At 41.1% G+C, this 13,803-nt stretch carries 18 protein-coding genes; 3 read left to right on the top strand and 15 right to left on the bottom strand.

Features of this window, described 5'->3' with window-relative positions; translation table 11 throughout:
* Positions 1 to 16 precede the first annotated feature (16 nt).
* On the top strand, positions 17 to 943 hold the full coding sequence (locus tag Q4567_RS18985) for a bestrophin family protein (RefSeq protein ID WP_303501668.1): 927 nt from the start codon (positions 17 to 19) through the stop codon (positions 941 to 943).
* A 126-nt stretch (positions 944 to 1,069) separates the two neighbouring features.
* Here Q4567_RS18985 and trxC read toward each other — a convergent pair whose 3' ends face one another.
* The 5 genes from trxC to Q4567_RS18960 all read right to left on the bottom strand — a co-directional run bounded on the left by trxC (position 1,070) and on the right by Q4567_RS18960 (position 3,767).
* Positions 1,070 to 1,516 carry a thioredoxin TrxC gene (gene trxC / locus Q4567_RS18980; RefSeq protein ID WP_252728962.1) on the bottom strand — a complete coding sequence of 149 codons (447 nt, stop codon included), beginning with the start codon at positions 1,514 to 1,516 and terminating at the stop codon, positions 1,070 to 1,072.
* Between the two features lie 176 nt (positions 1,517 to 1,692).
* Entirely contained in the window at positions 1,693 to 2,070 is a 378-nt protein-coding gene (locus Q4567_RS18975; protein ID WP_303501665.1) for an MliC family protein, read from the bottom strand.
* Positions 2,071 to 2,246: 176 nt separating this feature from the next.
* The gene (locus tag Q4567_RS18970; RefSeq protein WP_216047696.1) at positions 2,247 to 2,609 is read right to left on the bottom strand and encodes a DUF4870 domain-containing protein; all 363 of its coding nucleotides are present in this window, start codon (positions 2,607 to 2,609) and stop codon (positions 2,247 to 2,249) included.
* 369 nt (positions 2,610 to 2,978) lie between these two features.
* Entirely contained in the window at positions 2,979 to 3,260 is a 282-nt protein-coding gene (locus Q4567_RS18965; RefSeq protein ID WP_303501663.1) for a hypothetical protein, read from the bottom strand.
* Between the two features lie 123 nt (positions 3,261 to 3,383).
* Positions 3,384 to 3,767 (bottom strand): hypothetical protein, encoded by a 384-nt coding sequence (locus tag Q4567_RS18960; protein WP_303501660.1) that lies wholly within the window; start codon positions 3,765 to 3,767, stop codon positions 3,384 to 3,386.
* Between the two features lie 183 nt (positions 3,768 to 3,950).
* Between Q4567_RS18960 and Q4567_RS18955 the strand changes: the two genes are divergently transcribed.
* Complete coding sequence (locus Q4567_RS18955; protein ID WP_216047693.1) at positions 3,951 to 4,139, top strand: DUF6435 family protein; 189 nt, start codon at positions 3,951 to 3,953, stop codon at positions 4,137 to 4,139.
* 138 nt (positions 4,140 to 4,277) lie between these two features.
* Here the strand turns inward: Q4567_RS18955 and Q4567_RS18950 are convergent, their stop codons facing one another.
* The 10 genes from Q4567_RS18950 to Q4567_RS18905 form a co-directional block, all read right to left on the bottom strand.
* A complete protein-coding gene (locus Q4567_RS18950; RefSeq protein WP_216047692.1) occupies positions 4,278 to 4,691 on the bottom strand; it encodes a group II truncated hemoglobin in 414 nt (137 codons plus the stop codon).
* A 145-nt stretch (positions 4,692 to 4,836) separates the two neighbouring features.
* The gene (locus Q4567_RS18945) at positions 4,837 to 6,012 is read right to left on the bottom strand and encodes an aminotransferase class I/II-fold pyridoxal phosphate-dependent enzyme (RefSeq protein WP_303501656.1); all 1,176 of its coding nucleotides are present in this window, start codon (positions 6,010 to 6,012) and stop codon (positions 4,837 to 4,839) included.
* Between the two features lie 94 nt (positions 6,013 to 6,106).
* Positions 6,107 to 7,042: a carbon-nitrogen hydrolase family protein gene (locus Q4567_RS18940; protein ID WP_303501654.1), complete on the bottom strand. Its 936-nt coding sequence runs from the start codon at positions 7,040 to 7,042 to the stop codon at positions 6,107 to 6,109.
* A gap of 65 nt (positions 7,043 to 7,107) precedes the next feature.
* Positions 7,108 to 7,944 carry an alpha/beta hydrolase gene (locus tag Q4567_RS18935; RefSeq protein ID WP_303501653.1) on the bottom strand — a complete coding sequence of 279 codons (837 nt, stop codon included), beginning with the start codon at positions 7,942 to 7,944 and terminating at the stop codon, positions 7,108 to 7,110.
* Between the two features lie 76 nt (positions 7,945 to 8,020).
* Positions 8,021 to 8,620 carry a pentapeptide repeat-containing protein gene (locus Q4567_RS18930; protein ID WP_303501651.1) on the bottom strand — a complete coding sequence of 200 codons (600 nt, stop codon included), beginning with the start codon at positions 8,618 to 8,620 and terminating at the stop codon, positions 8,021 to 8,023.
* A gap of 80 nt (positions 8,621 to 8,700) precedes the next feature.
* Positions 8,701 to 9,108, bottom strand: a complete 408-nt coding sequence (locus Q4567_RS18925; RefSeq protein WP_216047687.1) for a hypothetical protein — start codon at positions 9,106 to 9,108, stop codon at positions 8,701 to 8,703.
* 176 nt (positions 9,109 to 9,284) lie between these two features.
* Positions 9,285 to 9,995: a ZIP family metal transporter gene (locus Q4567_RS18920; RefSeq protein ID WP_289847875.1), complete on the bottom strand. Its 711-nt coding sequence runs from the start codon at positions 9,993 to 9,995 to the stop codon at positions 9,285 to 9,287.
* A 245-nt stretch (positions 9,996 to 10,240) separates the two neighbouring features.
* Positions 10,241 to 10,624: a VOC family protein gene (locus tag Q4567_RS18915; protein WP_216047905.1), complete on the bottom strand. Its 384-nt coding sequence runs from the start codon at positions 10,622 to 10,624 to the stop codon at positions 10,241 to 10,243.
* A gap of 160 nt (positions 10,625 to 10,784) precedes the next feature.
* Positions 10,785 to 11,426, bottom strand: coding sequence for an NAD(P)H-binding protein (locus Q4567_RS18910; protein ID WP_216047685.1), 642 nt, complete (start codon positions 11,424 to 11,426; stop codon positions 10,785 to 10,787).
* A 200-nt stretch (positions 11,427 to 11,626) separates the two neighbouring features.
* The gene (locus Q4567_RS18905) at positions 11,627 to 12,568 is read right to left on the bottom strand and encodes an amidohydrolase family protein (protein ID WP_216047684.1); all 942 of its coding nucleotides are present in this window, start codon (positions 12,566 to 12,568) and stop codon (positions 11,627 to 11,629) included.
* A 424-nt stretch (positions 12,569 to 12,992) separates the two neighbouring features.
* Here Q4567_RS18905 and Q4567_RS18900 point away from each other — a divergent pair, with 424 nt between their 5' ends.
* Positions 12,993 to 13,658, top strand: a complete 666-nt coding sequence (locus Q4567_RS18900; RefSeq protein WP_216047683.1) for a cupin domain-containing protein — start codon at positions 12,993 to 12,995, stop codon at positions 13,656 to 13,658.
* Positions 13,659 to 13,803: the final 145 nt, after the last annotated feature.

The following is a 13,803-nucleotide window of genomic DNA, read 5'->3' as shown; positions in this document are numbered from 1 at the left end:
TCAGTTAGAGGCTTCTATGATTATACGCGATAATCCCCATTCACTGCGCTTGTTTTTTATTATAAGGGGCTCTGTTTTACCTCTTGTCTACCTTAGAATAATTTTTATCACGCTATTAGGCGCTGGAGTCGCGCTTGTGCAACATTTTTACCCTGCAACTTTTCCCAGCTTCACCCTCGCTCCAGTGGCGCTATTTGGTGTCGCGTTATCGTTGTTTCTTGGTTTTAGAAATAACGCAAGTTATGACCGCTGGTGGGAAGGGCGTAAACAATGGGGCAAACTTATAGTGGCATCTCGAAGCCTTTCGCGAAAGATGGTCTCTTATGTTGACGGTACGCAAAAACAAGGTGCTGAAATGCAAAGGTACGTAATAAACTTAATTATTGCGTTTAGCCACGCGCTGCGTCACCAATTACGTAGCACAGATCCATGGCCAGACATTACTTCTTACATAGCACAAAATGACGTACAGTTTCTGCGGGATGCTCAGAGCTTAACCGATGGAATTTTACGTTTAATTGGTGCAAAACTAGGGGAGTGTCGACGCCAAAATTTAATATCAGACTTTTTAATGCTGAAAATGGACGAGCATATGACGGCAATGGCAGATGTGCAGGCCTCATGCGAACGCATTCAAAATACTCCATTACCCTTTGCTTACATGCTGCTTGTTCAGCGTACTGCTTATTTGTACTGTTTTATTTTACCCTTCGCCATCGTTGCCTCACAAGGCTTAGTAACGCCTCTATTTAGCGCAATAATTGCGTACACATTTTTTGGATTAGATGCATTAAGCGAAGAATTAGAGGAGCCGTTTGGGGTATCAGCCAATGACCTGCCATTACATGCGATGTCGAGAACAATTGAAATAAACCTGTTGGATATTCTAGGCGAAAAAACACTTCCTAATCCTATTCAAGCCCATAACCATCGATTGGAATAGACCATCAGCCATAACAAAGCTGCAAAGTTAGGTTATTAAGGTAAACATTGCAGCTGAGAATTGGTTTGGCGTAGCCTCTGGCAATCGCCTATGGAAAATGAACAATGGAAATTAACGTTTCCATTGTTACACTGCGGGTAAGTTTTGCGCTAACCACTGTTTAAATTGAGGTTTTGGTAACGCCCCTGACAAACGCGCAACCTCCTTGCCATGATGGAATATCATTAACGTTGGAATAGAACGAATTTGATAGCCACCAGCCGTGTGCTGATTATGCTCTGTATCTAATTTTAGAAAACAGGCTTGAGTAGACATTTCACTCGCCACTTGTTCAAAAGTGGGTGCAAATTGTTTGCATGGGCCACACCATGATGCCCAGAAATCAACCACTACGGGTAAACCGTTATCGGTAATAAAACGGTTAAAATTCTGGTCGGTAGCGATAACAGGATGGTTAGAAAGCACCGGTTTTTTGCACTTCCCACATAGAGGTTTATCATCAAGCTTGGCTTTGGGAAGGCGGTTTTTCGCATTACAATGTGAACACACAATTTGAATAACTGAATCTGTCATCTTAAACCTCAATGAAAACCTACATTATTACCTTCAAACATTGAAAGTGCAGGGTTTAAGTTAATATGGGTTTCGTGCGGTTTTAATTCAAGTAGAGCAAGATTAACTATTTGCTGTATAAAGAAAAATCATTCGATTTAGGTTAATGATTGCTGTGCTAATGCCTAAAAAACAGTCTACTGTTTGACGCACTCAATGGGCATCATCCTGCCAATTTCAACAGTCAGATTATCGCCTTTTCCACGAATAGTTTTAGGGCCATTGCTGTAAATGAATCCCGAACCACTTTTTTGCTGAAACAACTTAATTTCATCTGAATTTCGCAACAACACTGCCACTTCTTGCTCAGTGTAAAAACGCACTCGTAAGTTCTCACCGTTGACACAACTGAAGGCCACGTCATAGTCAGGCGTTGATATATTCTGATTCGTCGTTGTAGTACATCCAGCTAATACACTCAGCTGCAGCGTGATAAAACCGACAATGACGCCCCTAAGAGTAACTCCATGTCTTTGGGTAAAAGCACGATTGGCTATCGGATTAATATTTACCATGGGATACAACCTCCTTGCGGTATGCGATAAATTCTCAACTTTAACTTTTGAGTAGGGATAATATTTTAGTTAGGTTATTAGCGCTAAAAACTCAAAGACATCAGCTGTAATGACGATATAGCCACAGACAGAATAGAGAAGCTCTCTAAGTCTTTTCTGTGGCCTGCGCGATCCGCTTATTTAATAAATTTGATACTAAGAGGGTACACCCAAACCTCTCCATTATTGGCTTTGATTGCAGCAATAATGGCAAACACTAAATTAAGTACGGCCAACACAATAAGCCCTAAAACACCGATAAATACAAACACTAAAATAGCGCACACTATCGAATAAATAAAAACACTAATCAGCCAATTAACGGTTATCTTTCCATGTACGTCAATAAGTTCATTTTTATCTTTATTGGTAGCCCACATGACGATGGGTAAGATAAAACCCAAGCCTGGTATGATAATACTAGTTAACTGACTTAAATGAATTAACATACAGTAAGTGTTTAACGGCATTCCCCAATATTCTTCTTTATTATCATTCATATCACTCTCCTTGTATTGAGTATTTCGGGGGGCGGCAGAGCCCCATTGGATTAATTGTTAAAGTCTTTTGGTTAACTGTTTTACTATTGTCAGATATGTCATTATACAAAGCACAAATTATGTTTTAACGATAATGATATGCAGGTCGAATGGCAAAAATAGCGATGTATATAACTGACCATAAGATACCAAATTCTATAGAATATTCTACGTTTCTGCGTTTTAAATATTAGCTAGCCACAAACCCAACGAAGTACTAAAGCGGGGGTAGAGGAATAGCGCAAAAGCTCTGTACAATCACCTTGTCTGTTTATAGCCACTTTTAACTATTTAGTTACTGACACTGCACTCATACATTTAATATTAAATTCAAAGAATGGAAACCGTTTCAATTTCCATAACAGAGTTGGCATTAGCGCGTTCGATGATTTTGACTAATGCGGATTGAATAACCTCATCAACCCTCGCATCGGTTTTGCTTGAAAAGCGCTCTTCTTGCATCTCTGCCCCCTCTTCTAATAAAAATTGAACGGCAACTTCGGTAGCTTTATCGGTACTTTGACCAAAATATTCCAAGGTAATTGTTGGATAACCTTTAAACCCCTTTTTTACCTGTTTCGCAATGCGCTTTTTCGCTTTATCTACATTCATGCTAAATCCTTTATAACGCTGCAACTAATCGAAAATACAGCAGCAAAGTAAGCCACTAAATTTAGTGGCACTGTAATTACAAAAATCCTGAGAGACTCGAGTGTGAACCCTTAAAATAATGGCTTAACGACATTGATTGATAACAGCTAACCCTAAATCAATATGCGCGACTAAATAACCGTACTGTTTTTTAGAAAGCGCTGCTTTTTTATATTCTTGTTTGGCGAATGCATGAGTCCAGATTTCTCCACATGGTGGATCTGGAATGCTAGTATCTATCTCAAGAAGATGTGTTTCGCTTATGCTATGCCCGTTTTTAACAATATTCTTTGCACACAGACTAAGTGCGTACTCCACCGCATACTTATCAACACTTGGTAAACCGACAAATTCAACCTCACAAGCGAGTTTTTGATTGCCTTTAGCGTCCACATAAGAAAGCTGCCCCGTTGTGCATGCTGCTAGCAATGTGACGCTGAAAACGACCAACAATTTTATTAAATTCAAACTATTACCCTGTGCAATTACAGCCCGTTTAACTATTGTAGCGGCATAATCATCAATCGAATGTAAATTCAGGTTATATTGTTTTTCATCAATTTATCGGAACTTAGCCATTTTTCACACTCTAATTTATGAACTATTTGCATATTCTCACGTATAAAATCCAAGACAAAAAGGAACTAGTTTATGTTTTCAATATTTAAGAGCGACCCAACCAAGAAACTCAGAAAGGAACATGCTTTAAAATTAGAGCAGGCCATGCATGCCCAGCGAAAAGGTGATATTCGAAGTTACTCTCAACTGACCTACGAAGCTGAGGAGATTTATAGCAAAATTCTAACCATTGAAGCATCACAGGAAAGCCTGCGGAAATAGGGTAACTCCCCCGAATAGCGCTTTAACTTTGCTTTACACATCGCATGTTTAGCTACGGATATAGCTATCGCGAGCATAGATATCATAGCTAAGAAGTCAAAGTGATAGATTTACCCCATAGCTTTTTTCGAAGGATGGTTAACCTTTAGAAACCACTCTAATTCGTTCAGCTGGAACCCTTAGTTGCTCCATCAAATACACTTTAAACGAGGCTTCATAAGGTTGTTCATCTACGGCTTTTTGCATACATAAAAGCCAAGCATCTCTTTCCTCAACGCCAACAGACAAGTGTCTGTGTGCAAAAGGAATGTTAATAGCCCCGTAATGCTCGGCATACAATTTAGGACCACCAAGCCAACCGGATAAAAAATAAGTCAACTTTTTACGAGACTCCGTTAAATCATTTGAGTGCATATTTCTAATCTTTTGGGCTTCACCGAGCACAGTCATATTCTCGTAGAACGCATCGACCAGTTTAGTTATGCCAGGTAATTCACCCGCCATAAGGTAAGAATTGTTTCCTACCCCGTACTCACGATTTTTTAAACTCATAAAAGACCTTTATTTACCCATGTTACGAACTAAAACAGCGGCTTCAGAGCCTGTTAAACGAAAAAATCAACAAAACGAGAAACTCAACAATTAAAAACTTTTCACTTGAACTGCAATTCATAATTGCCCGTTGAGACCCTTAGTTTCAAACCATCAGTTTTTTCATAAAGCCTGCGAGCCTTTGCAAGCCTTCCTCTAACTCTGATTCAGCAGAAGCAAATGATAGGCGCACAAAATGATCCCCTTGATACTCACCAAAATCATTGCCTGGCGTTAACGCCACGTGCGCATCTTGCAATACACGTTCACAAAAATCCATCGCGGTGAACCCGGTGCGGCTGACATCAATATAAACATAAAAAGCACCGTCAGGCTGAACGGGCACCTGCAAATTACATTTTTTCAACCCCGCCAGCACCAATTCTTTGCGGGATTTAAGCGTTTCTCGACGTGACTCACAGACCGCAATAGACGCTGGAGTAAAACAGGCTAGCGCTGCTTTTTGCGCTAAAGTCGATGGACAGATATAATAGTTTTGCGCCATACGCTCCATCACTGGTATCGCACGTTCAGGCACCACGCACCAGCCTAATCGCCAACCTGTCATACCGAAATACTTCGAAAAACTGTTGATGACTAACGCCTCATCATCAAATGACAGAGCCGTGACAGGTTGTGTGCCAACGTTTCCATGATGCAAATTTAGATAGATTTCATCAATAATGCGCCACGCTCCACGGCTTTTCGCAAATTCACACATTGCCGCCAGTTCATCAGGCGCGACAGCGGTACCTGTAGGGTTAGACGGAGTCGCAAGCATTAAACCGCGCGTTCCTTGCTGCCAGTGTTTTTCAAGCAGCGCCATGTTCAACTGAAAACGCGACTGTGCTTGAGTTGGCACCAGTTGCACACTGCCGCCAAAGCTCTTGATAAATTGACGATTACAGGGATAGCAAGGGTCGCCCATAATGACGTTATCACCGGGATCAACAAAAGTCGCAGACAACAACAATAAAGCCGCAGAAGCCCCCGCCGTAACTACAACGCGATTAGGATTTAAATCAACATTGTGGGCGGTCTTATAAAAACCCGCTATGGCCGCGCGCAATTCAGGCAAACCTAAAGCTGAGGTATAAGGCAGTGGAGCAGTGGTTGCTAAAGTTTGCATGGAGCGTAATACATCAGGTGGCGCACCAAAATCTGGCTCCCCAATGTTTAACTTAACGATATGATGGCCTTGGGCTTCTAACTCGGCAGCTTTAGCGCCAAAAGCCATAGCGAAGAAAGGGGAAATGGCTTGCGCACGTTGTGAATATTGCAATTGATAAAACTCGACTTATTGATGAAAATAATTTGCCAATTGAAGCAAAGATGAAGGTCTATTATTTTGCCATTTTTAGCCAAGCAAAACATCACTAATTGTTATTTTCAGTCTTCACAATTGTTGCCGCTGGGCGAGCTTGCTCGTTAACGGTTAGTTGAAAGATATCTGGACGGGAATAGTGCCCAGCGGGATCTAAATCATATCGAGCTTTAACAATCTCGTCTAAATCAATCTCAGCACATATTAATCCCTCTTCATTGTATAAAGGGCCCGCTAGTATCTCACCCATAGGTGAAATAATCACGCTACCGCCTCTAATTAGAGGTTTATCCTTTGGCCAAGATGGATCTAGGCTGTTTTCTGCAGTCGGTGAGGATTGATATTGACAAGCACTGACTAAAAAGCAGCGTCCTTCATAAGCGATGTGTTGCATGCTTGCCTGCCATATATCACGATCGTCAACCGTTGGTGCACACCAAATTTCAATACCTTTGGCATACATTGCTGAGCGTAACAACGGCATGTAATTCTCCCAGCATATGGCCGCACCAATACGCCCTGCAGATACCTCTAACACGGGTAATGTCGAACCATCACCTTGCCCCCAGATTAACCGTTCACTGGCGGTGGGCATCAATTTACGATGTTTACTAATTTCACCTTTTTCGGTAATGAATAACGCCGTGCAATAAAGAGTTGAACCACCGCGCTCGATAATCCCTATCACGATTGACGTATTACAACTTTTTGCCAGTTCAACCAACTCTTGCACTTCCGGACCATCAATATCAATTGCTTGCTGCCAGTAATGTAAAAAGTCTTCACGCCCTTGCTCAGTTCTATATCCCACTTTAGTGCCAAAGTCAGCTCCCTTGGGGTAGCCTCCCAAAAGTGCTTCTGGCATCACTAACAAATCACATTTGGATTCTAAAATACGCTCTTTATAACCTAAGATCAGCTGTAACGTTTGCGCCGTTCCTTGCGAGGAAGAGCCAATCTGTAAAGCTGCAATAATTTTCTTTTTCATCGGGAATTCTCAAGGTAATTTAAGCCAAAACTTGGATTTCTGACCGGCTGATTAAACAACTATGCTTACTCTTTTTTGCTTCTAAATATCTTATCAAATGCGTCATAAACTGCTAAATGCAAAGTGTCGCCATGACTTAGTTGCTCAAAATAATTAAAAAAAACGGCATCGCGGGAAGGTTTATTTGCTTTAACTTTTTCAAATAGCGCTTTTGCTACTCGCTCCATTATTTCACCCTCTTTCCCTACGCCTATATAAATGGATTTAGGCGAACTTGAGGTTAATGCTGTGAATTTTAAGAGTGACTCATCATCCCACCATAAACTCGGGCTGATAATAATATAGTTATCAAATAGATTAGGCTTTTTGAACAAAATTTCAGTCGCCAATAGGCCTCCAAGTGATTGTCCAATAATTGTTTTTTTCGAGTTTGTACGATAGTTTTTCTCGATTAGTGGTTGAATTTCAGAGCCAATAAAGCGAACAAAAGACTCAGATCCACCGCTAGTAGGAAAGTCTTTGTGATCTAAAAGGTTATTAGAGGGGTAGGTAAAATCGCGCTTTCTATCAACATTTTCAATACCTACAACAATACTTTCTGGGAGCTGATTTATCCAAGAAAATGAGCCAAATTGGACTAAACCGGCTAAATGAATAAAATCTTCAGAGGCAGATCCATCAAGCAGATAAATCACCGGATAATGTTTATCAATAGCCGCGTCATAGCTGCTAGGAAGATAAATGTTAAGGATTCGATTTTCATCTAAAACAAGGGAATGAAACTCGATAGTGTCACCAATCGTAAACTTACTTTTAGCCATTATTTCAAGTTTAGTCTCGGCAAGTAGATTATGGCTACCAACCAAACATAAAACCAAAATGAAAAAATTCCTAATCTTCATAGCGCTCCTAATTTACGCCTAACTAAAGTGCAAATGTACAACAAAATCTAATGTAATCTATTTTGAAAACGTTTATTCAATCAACCAATTGGATATCCAGGCTTTCCAACAGCCTTAACGCCTCAAAGCGACTAAACTTGGCATTTTTGAGTTTGTTACGATGAATATCAATGTTGTAGTCAGTGGCTTCTGAAAAGTCCACACCCGACAAATTGGTATTATCGAAAAAACTCCCTTGCAGCTCGCTAAAGGTGAAATTTGAATGGCGAAAATCACCTTCACGAAAATCCACATTTTGCGCTTTGCATGCTTCCATTGTTAAATCTTGTAAACAAAGCCCATAGAAGGAGCTATCGTTAAGAATAGATTGATAGAACTTAACCGGAGAGTTATAGATTAATTCTGACCAAGCCGCTTTAGTCCAATCAATACCGATTAATTTTGAATCTCGAAAACAAACATCTGAAAATTGACTGTATTCAATTTTGCTATTACTTAAATTACAATCAGTAAACTCACAATCTGTAAAAACGCACCTAACAAAAGCCGTGTTGCTGAAGTTACAACGGTCAAAGGTACAGCCTTCAAACTCTTTCGAGCATATTTCTTCATCTGATAAATCTAAATCTTTAAATTTATCAGACCAATATTCATTTTTTTCTGCAAAATTTAACAACCCTTTGAGCTCCTTAATATGTAAGACTTGCCGTCTCATTTACCGTTAGTTGTCGCCACAACTAGGTTTGATTCCATGCTTTAAAAGACTTCAATTCCGTGACTACTCAACCAATATTCATCTAACTCCCAAGTGACGCGTTTAACGTCCTCTTGTTGCTTTATTAATTCGGCAACTTTCGACTGAGTAGCGGCTAGTATCTGTTGTGCTTCCACCATTTTTAAGGAGCTTTCGCTTTCATTGCGAAGCTCAGGAAACAGCTGTTTTAAAACGGTTACTGCTGATACTTTCCCCGAACGTGGACTAGATATGGTAGCTACCCCAGCATCAAAAGAGACGACACTAAAGGGATATGGATAATTATCAATTTCGCTATTGTCTGCCAACACATTATTTAATTGATACACCCGCAAATCAAAGAAAAAGAACCACCATAGAAAAATGATACCAACCACTATCAACAAACGCTTTTTAGTAACTTTGTTCATTATTATTCCTAATTTTCAAATTGAAGTACAAAGCAGGTGATTTACACCTCGAATTAAGCTAAATAGTTAATTCAGTGCTTTATACAGTCATAGAGCTACGAAAGGATATATACCTAGAAACCCAAAAAAGCCGGTACATATTTTGGGTGTCAAACTCCCCTCGTTGTCATATCCCATTACGGGGCCACCGCATATAAGATAGAAACACCTAATACAAAAAATACGAACCGAACACCCGTTTCCCGAAGTTCTTTGGCTCGTTTAACCTCAGGAATGAGATCTGCGCCTGCGATATAAAGAAAATTACCGGCCCCCAACGCCACAAGAAAAAACACATTCATACTCTGTCCCACACTATAAGCAATAACCCCACCAAGAGGGAAAGTTAGCGCGGATATAAAATTATAAATTAGTGCTTTTCGAGTTGAAAAACCGGCATGAACCATCGCTCCAAAGTCACCGATTTCCTGGGGAATTTCGTGTAATGCAGCGGCGACCCAAGCTGCGATACCAGCACGGATGTCCACAACAAAGATAGCACCAATTGCAAGCCCTCCAAGAAGATTGTGAACCCCGTCTGCGAACAACAACAAGGGCCCTAATGGCTGCACATGTTCAGAAGGTAAACGATGGCAATGGTGCCACTCAAGTAGTTGATCAAGGGCGAAGAAAGCGGTAAACCCAACTACCACCCAAAGCAATACTAAGCTCTGAGGTTGAGGGGCTTTCAGCGCATGAGGAAGCATATGAAAGAAAGCGCCCCCAAGCAAAGAACCAGCTGCAAAAGCAACAATTGGTTTCAGCAAAATCTTCAAAATTTTCTCGGGCAAAAGAATGAAAAGCCCACCAATGATGGCAATCAGACTCATTATAAATCCGAAAACCAAAATGATCAGTAGCGTAGAATCCAAGTTCCTTTCCCTCCCAATTATTGAAGCATGATTGATAGCTCAAAATAGGTAGCAACTTCTTCGCTAACACAATTAAAATTATTCAAATATTAGGCTAAGTCGCTAAAAGCTAACCTGTAAATGTTATTCCAGCCATAACTCAAGAAGAAGCCCGAACTAACTTGTGTTTACCTTATTTTCCTCATCATCTCGATAATGAAGCGTCTGTAGAGCCTAATTGCCTAGTCTAATGCCGGCACATGCTGATCTATAAGAATTTGATTTCCATCCGGATCTTCTAGCATAAAATAGGCTGGCCCAGATGTTGATTCGTCAGCTTCTGCAAGGAGTTTAATGCCCTTTGCTTTGATTGTTTTTTGTAGCGTACGAACATCGGTAAATTGCGCTAACTCTTTTCCATCATTATCCCAACCGGGATTAAAAGTCAGAATATTCTGTTCGAACATGCCCTGAAATAAACCGATGATTGTGCTTTCATTCTGAAGGACCAGCCAGTTTTGCGCTTGATCCCCACCACGCACTGTGAACCCTAGTTTTTCGTAAAACGCTCGGGATACCGATATATCTTTAACAGCAAGACTGACAGAAAAATTCCCCAATTGCATGGCAGGTTCAACCTTTGCTTCGGTTTTTTGGGGAGTCGCGACACAACCACTTAAAAACACGATCAGTAATAAAATAACTTTCATTATGCTCTCCAGATTTATGACGGATTACTCTTTCTTTAGAGTGTGACTTGTTTGAGCGTTAGTTGCGTCTAAATAATCAACTAAAAAGCGCATCAAGTCGATATATCTGTTTAGCATTTCCTGAAGACAGACTAATTGAAAGCATTTTTTTAGCCACCTCATCACCAGAAATGGGACGATACCGTTTAAAGAATGGCAGCATGCATAAAGGGGGAAGAATCCAACTTGCCAAGGTTTCACCTAAACGAAAACTTTCTCGCTCGCCAATGAGCAGTGACGGTTGCAATATACTTACTCGTTTGAAAGGTAATAAACAAACAGCGTCTTCTAGTTCACCTTTCATCTTTAGATAAGGACTGATGCTTTTCCCGTTAGCACCACTAGATGAAACAAGAATATAGTGACTGACACCATTTTCAGCGGATATTTTTGCGGCTTGATACTGATATTCAAAATCAACTTTCCGTTGTTCCTGGACAGAACCGGCTTGCTTCGCGGTTGTACCAAGACATGAAAACAGAACATCACCGGTAAAAACATCAGCGTATTTTTCTAGCTCGTCAAAGTTGACGACTTGATTAACAATTTTGTTAGATTGATATTCAATGGGACGCCGCGTAACAGCAACAACCCGTTCAACGCGCTTATCTGCCGCTAATCGGTCAACCAAATTTTTGCCGACTAATCCTGTCGCCCCTATCACAATTGCAGTCTTCATTGCTTAACTTCCACTTTCTAGAATGTCAGTATTTCAACTTAATTATTGATTACTAAGTTTACACCCTAACTCTATCCTAAGTTGCATACTTAACGAGTGCAGCCTTTACCAAAGTAATAGGAATGACAGCTTTTATCGTTGATTTGAACCTTTGTTAGATAGTTCAGCAGCATCTCAGCCTAAGCGGTTTGTTCCAAGCCTTAGTGCTTTTTGTCGATAGACAAGAATCTAGCAGCGTTATCGTGAAGAATCGCGCGTTTCTGCTTTTCAGACAAAAAAGGAGCGGACTCAATCACCTCAATACTCCCCGAAATCGCGCCCCAATAATCAGAGCCAAAAACGATCCTGTCTTCATGGCCTGCTTGAACAAAAGTCTTGATGGCGCTATGAATTAGAGGAGTGGGAACCAAGGTCATTGGTGATGTCTCTACCATCACATTTGGGTACTTATCTAACAACACCAACGCTTGCTGAACAAAATCAGGGCGAAATACGTGATACAAAACTAAACGAAGTTGAGGGTGCCGAGCAAGAATTGGCTCGTAAAGTGCTGGAAACGCTAAGCTTTCATTAAAGTCCGCGCAACATCCGGCAACACGCCCTTCTGGAGGTGGTCCTGCATCGGCGTGCACCAGTACCATCAGATTATATTCAGCCGCAAGAGCATAATATGGCCACATGCGGGGATCATTCGGGGCAATGCCTGCATACACGTTATACAGCTCTCCAATTGCGCCGATTCTGCCCGCCTCAGCCTCTTGACGCAGCCAATCTAGATCCGGCCAATCGCCACCATTTTCAAAACAAGGGGATAGATTTGGATCTACCCCATCTGAACAAGGAAATGCCACACTGCCTATCAAACGAGTAGGGTCAGCACTACGAATTCGCTCAACGTCAGCAGGAGAACCGCCGATAACGGCTCGAACGATGGAATGAACATTCAAGGTATCGAGCAGGTAGCGCGTTTGAGCCGCATCGGCTGTCTCGTTTGTTGTAAGTGAATACCATCGCGATGCAGTACTGCTGGGAGCAGCGTGAAGATGAACGTCAATAACTGGCGATGCAGTGGTTTGTGCAACCGTACAGCTCCAAAGCAGTAAGGCACTTAAAAGTGAGAGAATGACTCTTAAATCAAACAAGTGGCTAGCGCCCTCCAAATTAAAGCCTTAACGACCAATCTAGCGTTTATCAATAACAGCATTAAATCCAATCAGTTCCGCCAGAAGTAAATTGTGACTAGTAGTAGCGGCAGAATCCGAGCTATTAATAGTGTAGTCGAAATTATTTCATCGAACATGAAAACCACGAAATAACTGGCGATTACCGGGGTTACTGAGATAGCCGTTATTGACGTTATCTGTGGACTTCAGTAACGCCGAAATCCACAGCGACAGCGCAAATCCATTAAAGCAAATCACACACATTCAACAAGAACTTGTATAATCTCGCCTTTAGCTGAGTTGTTTCAACCATTAGCCTGAGTTAGATAGTTGCTATTGAGGGTGTAGATAGCAATCTAAACATCGACAGAAAATAAACTGAGAGCCAAAGTAGGAAGTCAATATGACGACTCGTATTAACGCAGATTTTGAACAACGTATTGTGATTCGTCCGGAAGATTATCAATGGGTTGAATCGCCGATGCGAGGTGTCGAACGTATGATGTTAGACCGAATTGGCGATGAGGTGGCTAGGGCCACCTCTATTGTAAGGTATTCTCCATTTAGTGAGTTTTCAGCACACACTCACTCTGGTGGAGAAGAGTTTTTTGTGCTCGACGGCGTTTTTGCAGATGAACATCAAGATTATCCCCAAGGCTCTTATGTGCGTAACCCGATAGGAACCTCACATACACCTAAAATTGGAAAAGAAGGCGCGGTTATCTTTGTCAAACTGCATCAATTTGAGCAAACCGATGACGCACAAAAGGTGATTCATACTCCTTACCAACCATGGCATCAAGGGCTTGTCGATGGACTGACTGTCATGCCTTTACATCAATTTGGAACTGAACAAGTTGCTTTAGTTAAGTGGGCACCGAATACCCAATTTAACAGTCATCAACATTGGGGAGGTGAAGAAATTTTCGTTTTAGACGGCACCTTCCATGACGAACATGGCAGCTATCCTAAAGGCTCTTGGATACGAAGTCCTCACTTCAGCCGCCATACTCCATTTACTAAACAAGACGGTGCATTAATTTATGTGAAAACGGGACATTTGGGATGAAACTTTGCTAAATGCAAAAATGCGGCGAAAAATTAGTTGGATAGATCAATTAGCGAGGGTAAATATCTTAATGCCGAGGGTGTTGGTCGCTCTTTTCAGTCCGATTAAATTGTTCGAGATATTATAACTGATACTTTCCCAGCAA

The organism is Aliiglaciecola sp. 2_MG-2023, from assembly GCF_030548145.1.
In the GTDB taxonomy this organism is placed as follows: domain Bacteria; phylum Pseudomonadota; class Gammaproteobacteria; order Enterobacterales; family Alteromonadaceae; genus Aliiglaciecola; species Aliiglaciecola lipolytica_A.
This window is presented reverse-complemented; position numbering and strand designations above follow the sequence as displayed.

What these genes read in the sequence shown, in the direction of transcription:
- Q4567_RS18985 (WP_303501668.1), top strand. Translation starts at nt 17, where the DNA reads ATGATTATACGCGATAATCCCCATTCACTGCGCTTGTTTTTTATTATA.
- Q4567_RS18925 (WP_216047687.1), bottom strand. Translation starts at nt 9,108, where the DNA reads ATGAACAAAGTTACTAAAAAGCGTTTGTTGATAGTGGTTGGTATCATT.
- Q4567_RS18950 (WP_216047692.1), bottom strand. Translation starts at nt 4,691, where the DNA reads ATGAGTTTAAAAAATCGTGAGTACGGGGTAGGAAACAATTCTTACCTT.
- trxC (WP_252728962.1), bottom strand. Translation starts at nt 1,516, where the DNA reads ATGACAGATTCAGTTATTCAAATTGTGTGTTCACATTGTAATGCGAAA.
- Q4567_RS18975 (WP_303501665.1), bottom strand. Translation starts at nt 2,070, where the DNA reads ATGGTAAATATTAATCCGATAGCCAATCGTGCTTTTACCCAAAGACAT.
- Q4567_RS18970 (WP_216047696.1), bottom strand. Translation starts at nt 2,609, where the DNA reads ATGAATGATAATAAAGAAGAATATTGGGGAATGCCGTTAAACACTTAC.
- Q4567_RS18955 (WP_216047693.1), top strand. Translation starts at nt 3,951, where the DNA reads ATGTTTTCAATATTTAAGAGCGACCCAACCAAGAAACTCAGAAAGGAA.
- Q4567_RS18915 (WP_216047905.1), bottom strand. Translation starts at nt 10,624, where the DNA reads ATGCAATTGGGGAATTTTTCTGTCAGTCTTGCTGTTAAAGATATATCG.
- Q4567_RS18965 (WP_303501663.1), bottom strand. Translation starts at nt 3,260, where the DNA reads ATGAATGTAGATAAAGCGAAAAAGCGCATTGCGAAACAGGTAAAAAAG.
- Q4567_RS18900 (WP_216047683.1), top strand. Translation starts at nt 12,993, where the DNA reads ATGACGACTCGTATTAACGCAGATTTTGAACAACGTATTGTGATTCGT.
- Q4567_RS18910 (WP_216047685.1), bottom strand. Translation starts at nt 11,426, where the DNA reads ATGAAGACTGCAATTGTGATAGGGGCGACAGGATTAGTCGGCAAAAAT.
- Q4567_RS18940 (WP_303501654.1), bottom strand. Translation starts at nt 7,042, where the DNA reads ATGAAAAAGAAAATTATTGCAGCTTTACAGATTGGCTCTTCCTCGCAA.
- Q4567_RS18935 (WP_303501653.1), bottom strand. Translation starts at nt 7,944, where the DNA reads ATGAAGATTAGGAATTTTTTCATTTTGGTTTTATGTTTGGTTGGTAGC.